Genomic DNA, 13,700 nt, shown 5'->3' with positions numbered 1-13,700 from the left:
GCTCCAGGATTATAAATTTAAACGCGGAATTGGGCGGTTGCCTGGCGTAGGTGATCTCCAGTACCTACCAGTTGTTCGCCGAGACGAGCCGTGGCTTCGGCCCCGTTTGCGGTTGCTTGTGCATCCTGCTGCAACACTTCTGTTTCTTTTTGAATCGATTCGGACAGACCGATCTGCTCTTGTGTATGGCGAGCAATGCCTGCGTTGAGCTCGTCGATCTTGCTGACCGTCTGCGCGATGGTTTCGAGTAGCTGAGTCGCCTCGATCGAATGCTCAATGCTTTCGCGGGATTTATTACCGTTGACTGTCATAACGTTAAGCACGGTATTGGCGCTGTTCTGTAACCGCTGGATGATTTGCTGGATCTCCGCGGTCGAGGCGGCGGTTTTTTGCGCTAGGTTGCGTACTTCGTCGGCGACCACCGCAAAGCCACGTCCCTGCTCGCCGGCTCGGGCGGCCTCGATGGCAGCGTTCAATGCGAGCAGATTGGTTTGTTCGGCGATACTGCGGATCACCGTCAACACCGAGCCGACTTCCTGGGTTTCTTCTTCGAGCTGTTGCATTGCACGAACGGCACCCATCACGCTGTCGCCCAAATCACTGATACTGCTTGAAAGGTTGCCGATGTTCTTGCGGGCCGTGACGGCCTGGCGCGAAGCGGAGCCGGCCTCATCGGAGGCTTGGCGCGAACGCTGCGCAACCTCATGGATGCTGCTGGTCATGGTATGGATGTCACGGCTGATCGAATCCGTGTGATGTTGTTGGGACTTGGCGTTTTCCTCGGAGCCTTGGGTCAGGCGGTACAGCTCTTTCGAGCAATCGCCGATGGGACTGGCGGCTTCGATGATTTGTCGGATAGTGGTTTGCAATTTGTCGAGGAAGCCGTTGAACAGACGGATCATCGCGCCGATTTCGTCGTTGGACTGGACGTTGACGCGACGGGTCAGGTCGCCGTCGCCCTTGGCAATGCCTTGTAATGAGTCGATCACGCCACGGACGTTGGCCATGATGCTGCGCGTGACGGCCCAGGCACATAAGGTGACCAGGATCAGCAGCGCCAGGCTGAGGATGATCCCCAGGCGAGTGGTGGTTGCGTTGACCTCACGGGTTTCGGCAAGCGTTTGCTCGAAGTCCTCGTAAGCGGCACTGCGGAATTCCGCGGCAAGTTTTTGGGCCTGAGCCAGGTCATTGGCCATGCGATCGAGACTCGGACGCAAGTCACCAAAGGACGCGCTGCCGGTGACGAGCTTACCGGACGCGGAGATCGCATTTTCAGCGTAACGATCCACGGCGAGACGCCAGTCGTTGAGTTGCTCACGGCGATTGGGTACCTGTACGAGCTTCTCCAGCTCCTGCTGGTGTGTGTTGATAGCCTGCAGAACTTCGCCAGCTTCGGTGAGCAGGTTCTGTTCGCCAGCCGCAACAGCGCTATTGAGCAGTCCGGGGATACGGGAGAACTGGAAAATGGCTGCATCGGCCCGTTCCAATACTGGATAGCGGCGGGTTTCCAATGCTTGCAGCCGCGAATCGGTCGCCGAGAGCTGAAACGACGTGTAGCCCACGTACAAGACAAGGCCAAGTATCGCAACGGCAGGGGCGAGGGACAGTTTTAGAGTCAGCGGTAGATTTTTAAGCATAATTTTGGCTCTAGGCAGAACGCATCGGATTGCACACTGAGTGATGGCTAGATGATGTTGGGCGCGACCGTTGATCATCGACCGCCGTCATACGTATCGACTTAAGTTGGCTTAACTTGAACAGAAAATAGAAAATTGTAGAATTTAGAAGGCTGCTTATCACAAACCTTCTCGATGATCTCTGCACCAAACTAGTCATGCTTGCCTGAGGTCGAATCCTCAATGCATCGGTGTACCGAATACCCCCTCTGCCGTTTCGCTGTGGTAATCCGGGGCGCTCCGCTCCGCCAGCACGTAACAAAAACAACAGGTATTTCATGGGTGTTAGCCAGATAATCCTTCGCCGCTCGCTTCCTTTGTTGCTCGCCGTGCTCCTGGTTGTATCGTCTGTTATCTCTTATTCCGTTAAGCGAATGACCGATACGCTTGACCGTAACGTGATCGAACACAGCCAGTTCTTGGTCAAAAAAGCGTTGAGTCACAGACAGGTCATGCTTCAGCAGGGAGTGGCCGCGCTCCTCGCGCTCAATAGCACGTCAACCGATCCGCAATCGCGAGCGGAGATGGCGTCTCCGGACGCGCTCTTCTACAGCCTCGATTTCGATGCCCTTCTGGTGTTTAGCCCCGGCGATGAAACAACTCGGGCGCTCACTTCCGAGGCCATGCGGGACAGCGATCTGCGTCAGCGGCTCGGCGTTGGGTTGGAGGGGCTGTTAGAGCAGGTCCGGCGGGGCGGCCCCGAGGTGTTCAGTAGTGGAATTCTGCGGCTCGATGACACGCTGGTTCTCGCTGCTGCGGCAACTGCCATGCCTGACGGTCAGGTCACCCTGAGGCGGGCATCCGGCACCACCTTGGTTCTGATTGATTTACTGGATCCGGACGAACTGCTGCGGCTCGGCTTCCAATACGGACTGATCGATTTACATTTAATTGGCGAAGGTGAGGGTGGTGCGGTATCAGAAGATGGCAGCCTAGCGCTCACCGACTTGGCTGGCTCCTCGGTAGTCTTCGGCTGGTCGGCTCCAGAGTTCGGTCATGAGATGCTTGAAGGGTTGCTACCGATTGTCGGCTTCTCCGCGCTATTAATGCTTGTTCTCATAGGGTTGATTGCCCTCGATGCGGTGAAGGCGTCGCGACGCCTTGAAGACAGTCACTCGGCGCTTACGCTCAGCCAGGCAAGCCTTGCTAGTAGTGAGAAGCGCTTTCGTGATATCGCCGAGGCTGCATCGGACTGGTTGTGGGAAACCGATGAGTGCTTGAAGTTGATATATCTCTCCGAACGATTTGAACGCGTCACCGAATTTAAAGCCAGCCAATGGCTGGGACGTCCGCTAGATGAGCTGCTTCAGGCCGATACGCAGGGCATCGGGCTGTGGTTACAGAAACAGAGCGGCAAACCCCTGCGTTGCAAGTACTCGGACCGGAACGGCGACGTTCGGATCTGTCGGGTGGCGTCGCGGCCGATCATGGCGGACGGGAAATGTGTCGGTTACAGAGGTACCGCCAGCGACATCACCGAGGAGGTCAAAGCGCAGACGCAGGTGGAGCATCTATCCATGCACGACGCTTTGACTGGCCTGCCCAACCGCAACAACTTGCACGGTTTTCTGGCCGGCAAGCTGGGAGCCAATAGGCCGTTGGCAATGATCAGTCTGGACCTGGATCGCTTCAAACCGGTCAACGACACCCTTGGGCATGCTGCCGGCGATCTGGTACTCCAGGAAATGTCGCTCCGTTTGCTTAACTGTACGCGCAATGAAGACCTCGTCGCTCGGCTTGGCGGCGACGAATTCATCATGGTGCTTGATGGCATAAGCTCCCAGGAAAGCATTGAGACGCTTTGTGCACGCCTTATCGATCAGATGAAGCAACCGATCGTATACGAAGGGCAGGACGTCTTCGTCGGCGGAAGCATCGGTATTGCGCTTGCGCCGCAGGACGCAACCGAGGCGAATGAGCTGTTGCGCTGTGCGGACATCGCGCTCTATCAGGCCAAGGAAGACGGACGTGCCACCTGGCGGTTCTATGCCAGCGAAATGAACCAGCGGTTGCTACAGAGACGACAGCTTGAGATGGATCTGCGGCAAGCTATGTCTAGGGGGGAAATGACGCTTCAGTATCAGCCGCGCTATCGAACCAACGGTATGCACATCATCGGAGCGGAGGCATTGGTGCGCTGGTTGCATCCGCGAAAGGGCCTGCTCGGACCGGCGCACTTTATTGAGCTGGCGGAGGAAACCGGGCTCGTCGTCCCGCTGGGACGATGGGTGTTGAGTGAGGCCTGCAAGGAAGCGGCGCGCTGGCCGGAGCATATTTGCGTGTCGGTCAACCTATCCGTTGTCCAGTTCCGTCAGAGTGACCTTCGACTTGATATTCAGCGGGCACTGAAGGAAGCCAATCTAGCAGCCTCACGGCTTGAGCTGGAGGTGGCCGAAAGCATCTTGCTGGATGAGTCAGCGGGTGCGCTAAAAACACTCAATGAGCTCAAGGAGTTAGGTGTACGCCTGACAATGGATCACTTCGGTACGGGCTATTCTTCGCTCAATTATCTTCGAAGTTATCCATTCGACGGGTTGAAGATTGACCGCAGTTTCATCGGCAACGTTCCAAGTTCCGCCAATGACCGTTCGATCATTAGAGCGATCGTTGGGCTCGCCCAGGCCTTGGAACTCACGGTGACTGCCGAGGGGGTTGAGACTTGTGCGCAGCTCGAGTGGTTGGAAGAAGCAGATTGCGCGGCGGTACAGGGCTTTCACATGTGCCAGCCTCAATCCGCTGAAGATATGGAGCGTCTGGTTCACGAGGCGGGATGATGCAGCTCCTCAATACTACGATACAAATTGTAGTGGGTAATCGGTAGTGAACTGCAACGTTCCGTGAACAAGCCTTCTAATCCCTATGCCAAGGGCGGCGATGTCATCCTTGCAAGCGGATCATCATACATCAACGAATTCAATATAAAGCCGCCCTGATTCCAGGCCCGAAGGAATTGGTGAAGGATGTTAAAGGTGGCTAAACTTGCCAGCCATCGATTATATAGCGCCAAAGTCTTCACTCTTCGAATGGCTCCGTCCCCCCGCAATATAAGTTCCTAGCGGAATGACGGTAAATATGACGGTAAAACCTATCTCGATTAATTTCATCTTTTTAACCATGCGGGTTTAGGTGACCTATTGATGATTGAGTGGGAGTGATCGGCTAGTCGATCGGCTGAAAAAAGAAGCCCCGGCAATATCGGGGCTTCGTCTTGTTGGGCGGTTAGTGCATGACCGCTGGCATATCGATACGGCGCCAGATCGCTTCGGAAAAACTGTACACGGCGAAGGCCACTAGTCCGAGCCCTACCAGCGAAAGCCAGAGCGTACCGAATGGCAGGTTTTGCAGTGCTTTCAAGGCATCTTCGAGTCCTGGAGGTTTGGTCGGCTCGTAGCGGGTGCCGCCGCTGAACAGCATCCCGGCAACGATCAGAAAGGCAACGCCGCGGGCGATCAGACCAATACGCGAGATCGGCCGAACCCAGCGCATGACGTGTTCGGAGGCGTAGAAATACTTTTCGAACTTGGCTTTCCAGCCTTTGACGATATGGGCGATACCCACGCCAAGCGGAATCAGCGCGACGACATAGACCAGATAATTCGAGTATTTCCATCCGAGCAGGCCGGAGAGGAAATCGCCGCTGCCAGAGCCGCCGCTACCGGTGGATTCGCCAATGGAGCTGCCGAGCAGGCCAAGGGTGAAGAGTGCAAGCAGGGTATAGGCGATGGCGCTGCCAATCAGTCCCGCTCGTATCATAAGCCCCTTGGCATCGGTACCGTGCCCCTCCGGATCGGTTATTGCCTGGGTCAGGCGCCACGCTACGTAGGCCACAAGGCCAACGACCATGATCCAGAGCAAGCTTTCACCGAAGGGCTGCCCCAACAGTTGCTGTATCGCGCCTTTGGTCCCGACGGTGTCCCCGCTGCCGATGCCGGCCATGAATGCGAATACGCCGATGATCAGATAGACGACGCCTCGTGCAGCGTAGCCGCTGCGAGCGAGCCAGACGATGCCTCGAGTGACTTCGCCTTTGGCATGGGTGGCAGTGATGTGCATGGCCCCTCCGGTCGATATTGCGATAAAGGTCTCTTTCAGTAGAGGTGCAATTGGCGGCTAGGGTTCGCGGGAAGTTGTCCATGGTTTCGTCTGGGGCGGGTGTGAGTACGGTCCGGAAGCTGTAGCATGACGCAAATGCGAGCTATTCCCTTTCCGGCCGCGGAGGATCGGTAAAGCTCGCGACTGTTTTATGGAAGGAAGAATGAGGTTTACACGACGAAAGCTGTTGACGGGACTGGCCGGGTTGGCAGTTTTGGGGATCGCTGGCGGTGGCGCACGCTACTGGCTGGGGCGACCCTCCGATTCGGTCACGCATGACTATGAGCTGATCGCCGCGCCACAGGATCTGGAATTGATCGCGGGGCAGCAGACGCCCGCCTGGTGTTACGGCGGGCAGGCGCCTGGACAGGAGCTGCGCGTACGTCAGGGAGATTGGCTGCGGGTGCGCTTCATCAATCATCTGCCGGAACCGACCACCATTCATTGGCATGGCATCCGCTTGCCGCTGAACATGGACGGCGTGCCCTACGTGTCGCAATTACCGGTGCTGCCAGGCGAGTTCTTTGACTATCTATTTCAAGTACCCGATGCGGGTAGCTTCTGGTATCACCCGCATACGTCCAGCGCTGAGCAATTGGGGCGTGGTCTGGTTGGGCCTTTGATTGTCGAAGAGCGCGAGCCGAGTGGTTTTCGCCATGAACGAACGCTGAGCCTGAAGAGTTGGCACGTCGACAAACAAGGCGCCTTTACCGACTTCAGCGTACCGCGCGAGGCCGCGCGAGGCGGCACGCCGGGCGTGCTCTCGACAGTCAATGGTGTGCATGCGCCGACGTTGGAATTGCCAGCCGGTCAGGTGGTGCGCTTGCGCGTCATGAATCTCGATAACACGCTGACCTATCGGCTCAACCTCTCGGACGGCGAGGCACGCATCTATGCGCTCGATGGCAATCCGGTCACGCCGCGGCCATTTGGCAAGAACTACTGGCTGGGCCCAGGCATGCGTATCGACCTGGCACTGAAGGTACCGCCTGCGGGGCAGCAATTATCCCTGCGCAACGGGCCGCTACGGCTGGCGACTCTCGCATCGGTGGACACCAACGAGCCTGAGGAAGCATGGCCGGCGCCGCTGCCACCCAATCCGATCATCGAGCCGGATCTGCGGCAGGCCGAAACCCTGCGCTTCAACTTCGAGTGGGCCGGCGCCTTGTCCAGCGACTCTGGACCGGGCGACGCCTTCACCTTCTGGCAGATCAACGGTCAGGCTTGGGACATCAATGACAAAACCTGTGCGGATCGGCCAATCGCGACGTTGAGGAAAAACGGCCACTACATATTCGAGCTGCGTAATCTCAGTCAGTACCAACACCCGATCCATCTGCACGGCATGACCTTCAAGGTCATCTCGTCCAATCGTAAAAAGATCGAGCCTTGGTTCACGGATACCTATCTGTTGGGTAAGAACGAGACTGCCAGGATTGCTCTGGTGGCGGATAATCCCGGCGTATGGATGTTCCATTGCCACGTCATCGACCATATGGAAACCGGCCTGATGGCGGCGATCGAAGTGATATAAAGCCGGAAAGACGAAAAGACGATAAACGCGCTGGAGGCTGGAGGCTGGACGATGGAAGCAGCTGCAAGCTACAAGTAGAAGCACTGCAAGAGTTCAGCTTGAAGCTTGAAGCTCGAAGCTTGCTCCAGCCTCCAGCCTCCAGCCTCCAGTTTCTGAAATCATGAAAAAACCCGAAATAATCGATCGCAGTCAGGACGAGCGCTTCATGCGCGAGGCGTTGGTACTGGCAGCACAGGGCGCGGCTCTGGGCGAGGTGCCGGTGGGAGCTGTGCTGGTGCAGGACGGGCAGATCATCGGGCGTGGCTTCAATTGTCCGATTTCTCGCCACGACCCCAGTGCCCACGCCGAGATGGTCGCCATCCGTGATGCCGCACTGGCCGTGGAGAACTACCGGCTGCCTGGTAGCACGCTGTACGTGACGCTGGAGCCCTGCAGCATGTGCGCCGGGTTGATCGTGCACTCACGTATTCAGCGCGTGGTTTACGGCGCTACGGAGCCCAAGGCCGGCGTTGCGATCAGTCGCGGTCAATTCTTTTCGCAAGAATTCCTCAATCACCGAGTGCTGATCGAGGGCGGAGTGATGATGGATGCGTGCAGTGCGGCACTGAGCGAGTTCTTTCGTATGCGCCGCCTCAAGTCCCGCGGCGAAGATGCCATACAGAGCCCAGCGAGCGGCTGAGCGCTGTAGGTTAGACGTTGCTGCTGTAGCGGCGCACACCGGCTTCCGGCAGTTTTTCATGGGCGGCGACACTGCCTTGGGCGGGGAAAACCACCAGATGATCAGCGGCGATGGCAATGCCGACTTCCTGCCCGGTCGGGTAGTCGGCGTGGCTGGGGAAGATGCCTTCGAGCTGATTGCCAGTCGGCAATTGCAGGCGGTATAGCGTCGAGGCGCCGAGGAAAGTCTTGCCGACAATAAGCGCCTTGAGCGAGCTCTGCGGCGCATAGACGATGTCGTCCGGGCGCAGCAGAACATCCACCGAGCTGCCGGGCGGCATTGTGTAGGCGCGGTTCCCGCGGATGACGCCAAGCTCGGTCTGGACCGTTTCTGGGTCGATCAGTTGGCCGCGGATGAAATAACCCTGTCCAATAAAGCTCGCCACGAAAGGCGTGAACGGCTCATGGTAGAGATTGTAAGGCGTGTCCCATTGTTCGAGGCGACCATCCTTGAACACCCCAACTTGATCGCTGACAGCGAAGGCCTCTTCCTGGTCATGAGTCACTAGGATCGCGCTGGTGCCGCGTGCCTTGAGGATTTCTCGCACCTCATGACTCAAGCGGCGGCGCAGGTCGCCATCTAGATTGGAAAAGGGCTCGTCGAGCAGCAGCAGTTCCGGCTCGGGAGCAAGCGCGCGGGCGAGGGCGACGCGCTGCTGCTGCCCGCCTGACAGCTCGTGAGGGTAGCGTTTGCTCAAGGACGAGAGATGCACCAATTCAAGCATCTCACCGACGATGCGTTGGCAGTGCGGATGCTTGCGGATGCCGAAGGCGATGTTGTCCGCCACCGTCAGGTGCGGAAACAGGGCGTAGTCCTGAAACACCATGCCGATCCGGCGCTTTTCCGGCGCAAGGGTAAAACCGCGTCGCGAAAGCACGGCGTCGCCTAGCTGAATCTCGCCCTCGTTGACGTGCTCGAAGCCGGCGATGGCGCGCAGCGTGGTGGTCTTGCCACAGCCGGAGGGCCCCAGCAGGCAACCGATGTCACCGCGATTCAGATGTAAATTGAGGTTCTGGACGACGCTCTGGCCGCCGTAGCCGCAATCCAGATTGCGCAGATGCAGGAGTGATTGATGGCTCATGCGTGGTGGTAGGCAGGCTCGACCAGGAATTCAAGCAATGCCTTCTGAACGTGCAGGCGGTTCTCGGCTTGATCCCAGGCTACCGAGCGCGGGTCATCGAGCAGGTCGTCGCTGATTTCTTCGCCGCGGTGAGCCGGCAGGCAATGCATGAAGAGTACGTCTTCGGCCGCCACATCAAGCAAAGCGCGGTCGACTTGATAGGGGCGGAACGTGGCGATACGTGCGGCTACTTCATCTTCCTGGCCCATTGAGGCCCAAACGTCGGTACTGATTAGATGAGCTCCGGCCGCCGCTTCACGTGGGGCACGGAATATTTTTACGCGGTCACCGGCCTGTGCCAGCAGTTCGGCCTTGGGCTCGTAGCCCTCCGGGCAGGCGATACGTAGTTGGAAATCGAACTGAATGGCCGCTTCCATATAGGAGTTGCACATGTTGTTGCCATCACCGACCCAGGCCACCGTCTTGCCGGCGATGCTGCCGCGGTGCTCGTGGAAGGTCTGCATGTCGGCCATCAGTTGGCAGGGATGCAGGTCATCGGATAGGCCGTTGATGACCGGCACCGATGAGTGAGCTGCGAATTCGGTAAGCGTGGCATGGGCAAAGGTGCGGATCATAATCGCGTCGAGCATCCGCGACATGACGATGGCCGAATCGCTGATTGGCTCGCCACGGCCCAGCTGAGTGTCGCGAGGCGAGAGGAAGATTGCTTGGCCGCCGAGCTGAATCATCCCCGCCTCGAAGGACAGTCGGGTGCGCGTCGACGCTTTCTCGAAAATCATCCCCAGAACGCGGTTCTTCAGCGGCTCGAACAGAATGCCGCGCTCGCGCAGATCCTTCAGCTCGATGCCGCGACGAACCAGGCCGATGAGCTCCTGGGGCGTGCAATCCATCAGTGAGAGAAAATGCCTTGCGCTCATATCAACTACCTTTGTTACCACAGTCGAGGCCGGAGGTTTTCTAAGGGAAAAGGAGGGCCTGCGGCAGGGGGTCGCACGAGAAGCGACGAAACGGGAAAGGCGCGATCTTATCCAGAAAGCCTTTGCAGGCGCAAATCGGCTCAGCGCGCCAACGACGTGTCCCACGGGTGGCCACTCGCTCGCTTCGGTCGATAAAAGCCGAGCCCGCGACTCGGCTTTTATGGCGCCGTTCCTGTACAATGCGCGCCAACCGTGACTAGCCGAGGTGCCCCATGGATATCATCGAAACCATCAAAGAGCAGATCGAAAAGAACCCGGTGCTGCTGTACATGAAAGGCTCGCCCAACGCGCCCCAGTGCGGCTTCTCCGCCCGCGCGACCCAGGCGGTGATGGGCTGCGGCGAGAAGTTCGCCTACGTCGACATTCTGCAAAATCCCGAAATCCGCACCAATCTGCCGAAGTACGCCAATTGGCCGACCTTCCCGCAGCTGTGGGTCGACGGTGAGTTAGTCGGCGGTAGCGACATCATTCTGGAAATGTTCGAGAAAGGTGAGCTGCAGCCCTTGATCAAGGAAGCCGTGCAGAAAGCCGGCGCCTGATCTCGACGCGTTGCCAAAACCCGCCGAACGGCGGGTTTTTTGTGGCTGCGATTTGAGTCGTGGAACTTTCGCTGTATCTGCGATCGCAAAAGCCCAACGGTGAGCTTGTCCTGAACGAAGAACGGGAGCCGATGGCTCCCGTTTTTTCAGCAGGCGAATGGATCACTCGTCCATCTGTGACTGCAGGTAGTTCTCCATGCCGACCTTGTCGATGAGACTCAGTTGGGTTTCCAGCCAGTCGATGTGCTCTTCTTCGGACTCGAGGATGTCTTCCAGAAGTTCGCGAGTACCGTAATCGCCCACGCTCTCGCAATAGGCGATCGCAACCTTGAGGTCCTGAATACCGCCTTGCTCGAGCTTGAGGTCGCAGTCGAGCATTTCGCGCGTGTTTTCACCGATCAGCAGCTTGCCAAGATCTTGCAGATTAGGGAGACCTTCGAGAAAGAGGATGCGCTTGATCAGCTTATCGGCATGCTTCATCTCGTCGATGGATTCGTCGTACTCATGCTTGCCGAGCTTGCCGAGTCCCCAATCCTCATACATCCGTGCGTGCAGGAAATACTGATTGATGGCGACCAGTTCGTTGCCAAGGATTTTGTTGAGATGCTGAATGACTAGCTTGTCGCCTTTCATGTCGATGCCCTGCTTCGAAACGGGTGCGTTAATGCAAGCAGTCTGGCCACGAATAATCAGGCTGTCAAACCTAAGTCATTGAATGGAAAAGGGTAAAACCGAATAAGAATACGTCTGTTCCGCGACTGGAAAGCAACACCTTGATTTTTCAGGCAGAAAAAAGCCGGGCATAAGCCCGGCTATGGGAAATCTTTTTATCTAGGCAGGAGAGAAACCAGCTGGGTAGGCGAGGGCCGCTTGGGCGCCCTGCACATTGCTCAGCGTCTCCCGGACAACCTGCTTCGCCACACAGGCGCATTTACCGCACTGGGTAGCGACACCTGTGGCATCACGCACTTCTCGATAGCTGCAGCAACCTTCATAGATGGCTTCACGGATCTGGCCGTCGGTAACGCCCTGGCAAAGACACACGTACATATGAACTACCCGTTGGGTCTGCGATGGTTGAGATGCTAAATATAATGAGAATGATTGTCAAAGAACATTCGTCGGGAAATTGCTGCGCCTTTCCCGCTTGAGGAGACGGTGCGTAGATTGTTGAGCTGACAGACGATCCGCAGGTTCTAGCGTTGCTTGCGAATGCAAGATCCGGATCGCTATGCGCTAAACTGCGACCCCCTTTTCCGCGCCTGGAGCCGTCATGGCCCTGCAAGCAACACCCTATAAAGTCGAGATCAATCTCACTGATCTGGATCGCCACGTTTATCAGGATCTGCGTTTCACGGTTGCCCGACATCCGTCGGAAACCGAGGAGCGATTGGCCGCGCGCCTTATTGCTTACGTGCTCTGGTATGACGAACAGCTGGCGTTCGGCCGGGGGCTATCGGACGTGGATGAGCCGGCCCTCTGGGAAAAGAGCCTGGATGACCGCGTGCTGCACTGGATCGAGGTGGGCCAGCCGGATGCTGAGCGCATCACCTGGTGCTCGCGTCGTACCGAGCGTTTCAGCTTGGTCGCCTACGGCAATTTACGGGTATGGCAGACCAAAGTGCTCGACAGCGTACGCAGCCTGAAAAAAATAAATGTAGTGGCGGTTGGGCAGGAGGCGCTGGAAACCGTGGCGCTGGATCTGCCACGTGCGATCAGCTGGAGTGTCATGATCAGCGAGGGCGCGCTGTTCATCACTGACGAACGAGGCCAGCACGAAGTGCCGCTGGAATGGCTGATCGGCGAACGCGGCTGAGCACGTCGCCACTCGACTCGGGGGCATCGCTGCCCCCGCCGCTAGCTCAGGATTGCCAGAACTGCAGCAGCGCGCTGAACGACAGCACCACGCCGACCGCTGTCGCGACCATTGCCAGCAGACCGAACAGCAACATCCAGGTCGGATGGCGATACTCAGTGCCGACAATTCCCGGCTTCTTCGCAGCCCAGAGGATGCAGCCCAGCGCTAGCGGCAATACCAGTGCATTCAGTGAGCCGGCCACTACCAGTACTTTAACGGGCTGGCCCACCAGACTGTAGATCAGGGTAGAGCACGCGATGAAGGCGATCACTACGCGCTGGTTGTTGCGCTGGATACTCTCATGTAGCGAATACATGAACGTCACGCTGGTGTAGGCGGCGCCGATCACCGATGACACCGAAGCGGCCAGCAGAACCACACCGAAAATCTTGTAGCCCACCGTGCCCATGGCGTGCGAGAACACCGAGGCGGCTGGGTTGCCTGGATCCAGACTCAGTCCTTGGCTGACGACGCCAAGCGCGGCAAGGAACAGGCAGATACGCACCACGCCGGTGGTAGCGATGCCGGTCACTGCGGCGCGGGTTACCACGCCGACATTCTGCACGCCAGTGATACCGGCCTCCACCAGGCGATGCCCGCCAGAGAACGAGATGTAGCCGCCGACGGTGCCACCGACCAGTGTCACGATCGGCAATAGCAGGATCAGCGGGTCGTCCGGATTGAAGCTGCGGCTGAGCGCTTCCATCACCGGTGGGTTGGATTGCAGCACGGCGTAGCCGATCATGCACAGCATCACCAACCCGAGCACCTGCATCACCGAGTCCATCACGCCCTTGGCGTTGCGCAGCATAAAAATGCCGATGATCAATACTGCGGCGATTAACGACCCCATCACTGGCGGAATGCCGAAGATCACGTTCAACGCCAGGCCGGCACCGCCGATGTTACCAATGTTGAAGGCGATACCGCCGAGCACGATGAACGCCGAAATGAGGTGACCGACACCGGGGATGACCCGATTCGCCACGTCCTGCCCGCGCAGATTGGCGACGGTGATGAAGGCGAAACTCGCCAGATACTTCTCGGTGAACAGCGAGGTCTGGGTGAGAAAGGCGGGGCCGATCGAGGATGTCGCCATGATGAAAATCGCGCCGCGTAGGACATTGCGCTGCGACGCTGGGGTGGCGCTGGTTGTGGGGTGCATTGAATTGAACCGCCCCGGCTTCCCCGGAGGCTCCAACTCTTGAGAGGATGGAGCCATGAA

General features: G+C 57.9%; 12 protein-coding genes. 5 read left to right on the top strand and 7 right to left on the bottom strand.

Annotation, left to right across the window (positions count from 1 at the left end; all coding sequences use genetic code 11):
• Nucleotides 1-17: 17 nt before the first annotated feature.
• Nucleotides 18-1,637, bottom strand: a complete 1,620-nt coding sequence (locus AC2LD7_RS06230; protein WP_031310958.1) for a methyl-accepting chemotaxis protein — start codon at nt 1,635-1,637, stop codon at nt 18-20.
• A gap of 413 nt (nt 1,638-2,050) precedes the next feature.
• On the opposite strand from AC2LD7_RS06230, the gene AC2LD7_RS06225 reads away from it, so the two are divergent.
• Nucleotides 2,051-4,450: a putative bifunctional diguanylate cyclase/phosphodiesterase gene (locus AC2LD7_RS06225; protein ID WP_484596956.1), complete on the top strand. Its 2,400-nt coding sequence runs from the start codon at nt 2,051-2,053 to the stop codon at nt 4,448-4,450.
• A 445-nt stretch (nt 4,451-4,895) separates the two neighbouring features.
• Here the strand turns inward: AC2LD7_RS06225 and AC2LD7_RS06220 are convergent, their stop codons facing one another.
• On the bottom strand, nt 4,896-5,729 hold the full coding sequence (locus AC2LD7_RS06220; protein WP_484596955.1) for a DUF1206 domain-containing protein: 834 nt from the start codon (nt 5,727-5,729) through the stop codon (nt 4,896-4,898).
• A gap of 202 nt (nt 5,730-5,931) precedes the next feature.
• On the opposite strand from AC2LD7_RS06220, the gene AC2LD7_RS06215 reads away from it, so the two are divergent.
• A complete protein-coding gene (locus tag AC2LD7_RS06215; RefSeq protein ID WP_484596954.1) occupies nt 5,932-7,302 on the top strand; it encodes a multicopper oxidase family protein in 1,371 nt (456 codons plus the stop codon).
• Between the two features lie 160 nt (nt 7,303-7,462).
• Nucleotides 7,463-7,981 carry a tRNA adenosine(34) deaminase TadA gene (gene tadA / locus AC2LD7_RS06210; protein WP_484596953.1) on the top strand — a complete coding sequence of 173 codons (519 nt, stop codon included), beginning with the start codon at nt 7,463-7,465 and terminating at the stop codon, nt 7,979-7,981.
• A gap of 10 nt (nt 7,982-7,991) precedes the next feature.
• On the opposite strand, the gene AC2LD7_RS06205 is transcribed toward tadA, so the two are convergent.
• Nucleotides 7,992-9,101: an ABC transporter ATP-binding protein gene (locus AC2LD7_RS06205; RefSeq protein WP_484596952.1), complete on the bottom strand. Its 1,110-nt coding sequence runs from the start codon at nt 9,099-9,101 to the stop codon at nt 7,992-7,994.
• The gene (argF, locus tag AC2LD7_RS06200; RefSeq protein WP_484596951.1) at nt 9,098-10,018 is read right to left on the bottom strand and encodes an ornithine carbamoyltransferase; all 921 of its coding nucleotides are present in this window, start codon (nt 10,016-10,018) and stop codon (nt 9,098-9,100) included. The genes AC2LD7_RS06205 and argF overlap by 4 nt, the downstream gene beginning before the upstream one ends.
• A gap of 272 nt (nt 10,019-10,290) precedes the next feature.
• On the opposite strand from argF, the gene grxD reads away from it, so the two are divergent.
• Nucleotides 10,291-10,617, top strand: coding sequence for a Grx4 family monothiol glutaredoxin (gene grxD, locus AC2LD7_RS06195; protein WP_484596950.1), 327 nt, complete (start codon nt 10,291-10,293; stop codon nt 10,615-10,617).
• Between the two features lie 162 nt (nt 10,618-10,779).
• Here the strand turns inward: grxD and bfr are convergent, their stop codons facing one another.
• Together bfr and AC2LD7_RS06185 are read right to left on the bottom strand one after the other, a co-directional pair.
• Nucleotides 10,780-11,250 (bottom strand): bacterioferritin, encoded by a 471-nt coding sequence (bfr, locus tag AC2LD7_RS06190; RefSeq protein WP_255980858.1) that lies wholly within the window; start codon nt 11,248-11,250, stop codon nt 10,780-10,782.
• A gap of 198 nt (nt 11,251-11,448) precedes the next feature.
• Nucleotides 11,449-11,667, bottom strand: a complete 219-nt coding sequence (locus tag AC2LD7_RS06185; protein WP_484596949.1) for a bacterioferritin-associated ferredoxin — start codon at nt 11,665-11,667, stop codon at nt 11,449-11,451.
• A 223-nt stretch (nt 11,668-11,890) separates the two neighbouring features.
• On the opposite strand from AC2LD7_RS06185, the gene AC2LD7_RS06180 reads away from it, so the two are divergent.
• The gene (locus AC2LD7_RS06180) at nt 11,891-12,433 is read left to right on the top strand and encodes a YaeQ family protein (protein ID WP_484596948.1); all 543 of its coding nucleotides are present in this window, start codon (nt 11,891-11,893) and stop codon (nt 12,431-12,433) included.
• Nucleotides 12,434-12,479: 46 nt separating this feature from the next.
• Here AC2LD7_RS06180 and AC2LD7_RS06175 read toward each other — a convergent pair whose 3' ends face one another.
• Complete coding sequence (locus AC2LD7_RS06175) at nt 12,480-13,640, bottom strand: NRAMP family divalent metal transporter (RefSeq protein WP_484597015.1); 1,161 nt, start codon at nt 13,638-13,640, stop codon at nt 12,480-12,482.
• Nucleotides 13,641-13,700 lie beyond the last annotated feature (60 nt).

It is taken from the genome of Stutzerimonas sp. (assembly GCF_982611455.1).
The sequence above is the reverse complement of the archived record's forward strand: the minus strand, read 5'-3'. Positions and strand labels throughout refer to the sequence as shown.

What these genes read in the sequence shown, in the direction of transcription:
- AC2LD7_RS06230 (WP_031310958.1), bottom strand. Translation starts at nt 1,637, where the DNA reads ATGCTTAAAAATCTACCGCTGACTCTAAAACTGTCCCTCGCCCCTGCC.
- AC2LD7_RS06225 (WP_484596956.1), top strand. Translation starts at nt 2,051, where the DNA reads ATGACCGATACGCTTGACCGTAACGTGATCGAACACAGCCAGTTCTTG.
- AC2LD7_RS06220 (WP_484596955.1), bottom strand. Translation starts at nt 5,729, where the DNA reads ATGCACATCACTGCCACCCATGCCAAAGGCGAAGTCACTCGAGGCATC.
- AC2LD7_RS06215 (WP_484596954.1), top strand. Translation starts at nt 5,932, where the DNA reads ATGAGGTTTACACGACGAAAGCTGTTGACGGGACTGGCCGGGTTGGCA.
- tadA (WP_484596953.1), top strand. Translation starts at nt 7,463, where the DNA reads ATGAAAAAACCCGAAATAATCGATCGCAGTCAGGACGAGCGCTTCATG.
- AC2LD7_RS06205 (WP_484596952.1), bottom strand. Translation starts at nt 9,101, where the DNA reads ATGAGCCATCAATCACTCCTGCATCTGCGCAATCTGGATTGCGGCTAC.
- argF (WP_484596951.1), bottom strand. Translation starts at nt 10,018, where the DNA reads ATGAGCGCAAGGCATTTTCTCTCACTGATGGATTGCACGCCCCAGGAG.
- grxD (WP_484596950.1), top strand. Translation starts at nt 10,291, where the DNA reads ATGGATATCATCGAAACCATCAAAGAGCAGATCGAAAAGAACCCGGTG.
- bfr (WP_255980858.1), bottom strand. Translation starts at nt 11,250, where the DNA reads ATGAAAGGCGACAAGCTAGTCATTCAGCATCTCAACAAAATCCTTGGC.
- AC2LD7_RS06185 (WP_484596949.1), bottom strand. Translation starts at nt 11,667, where the DNA reads ATGTACGTGTGTCTTTGCCAGGGCGTTACCGACGGCCAGATCCGTGAA.
- AC2LD7_RS06180 (WP_484596948.1), top strand. Translation starts at nt 11,891, where the DNA reads ATGGCCCTGCAAGCAACACCCTATAAAGTCGAGATCAATCTCACTGAT.
- AC2LD7_RS06175 (WP_484597015.1), bottom strand. Translation starts at nt 13,640, where the DNA reads ATGCACCCCACAACCAGCGCCACCCCAGCGTCGCAGCGCAATGTCCTA.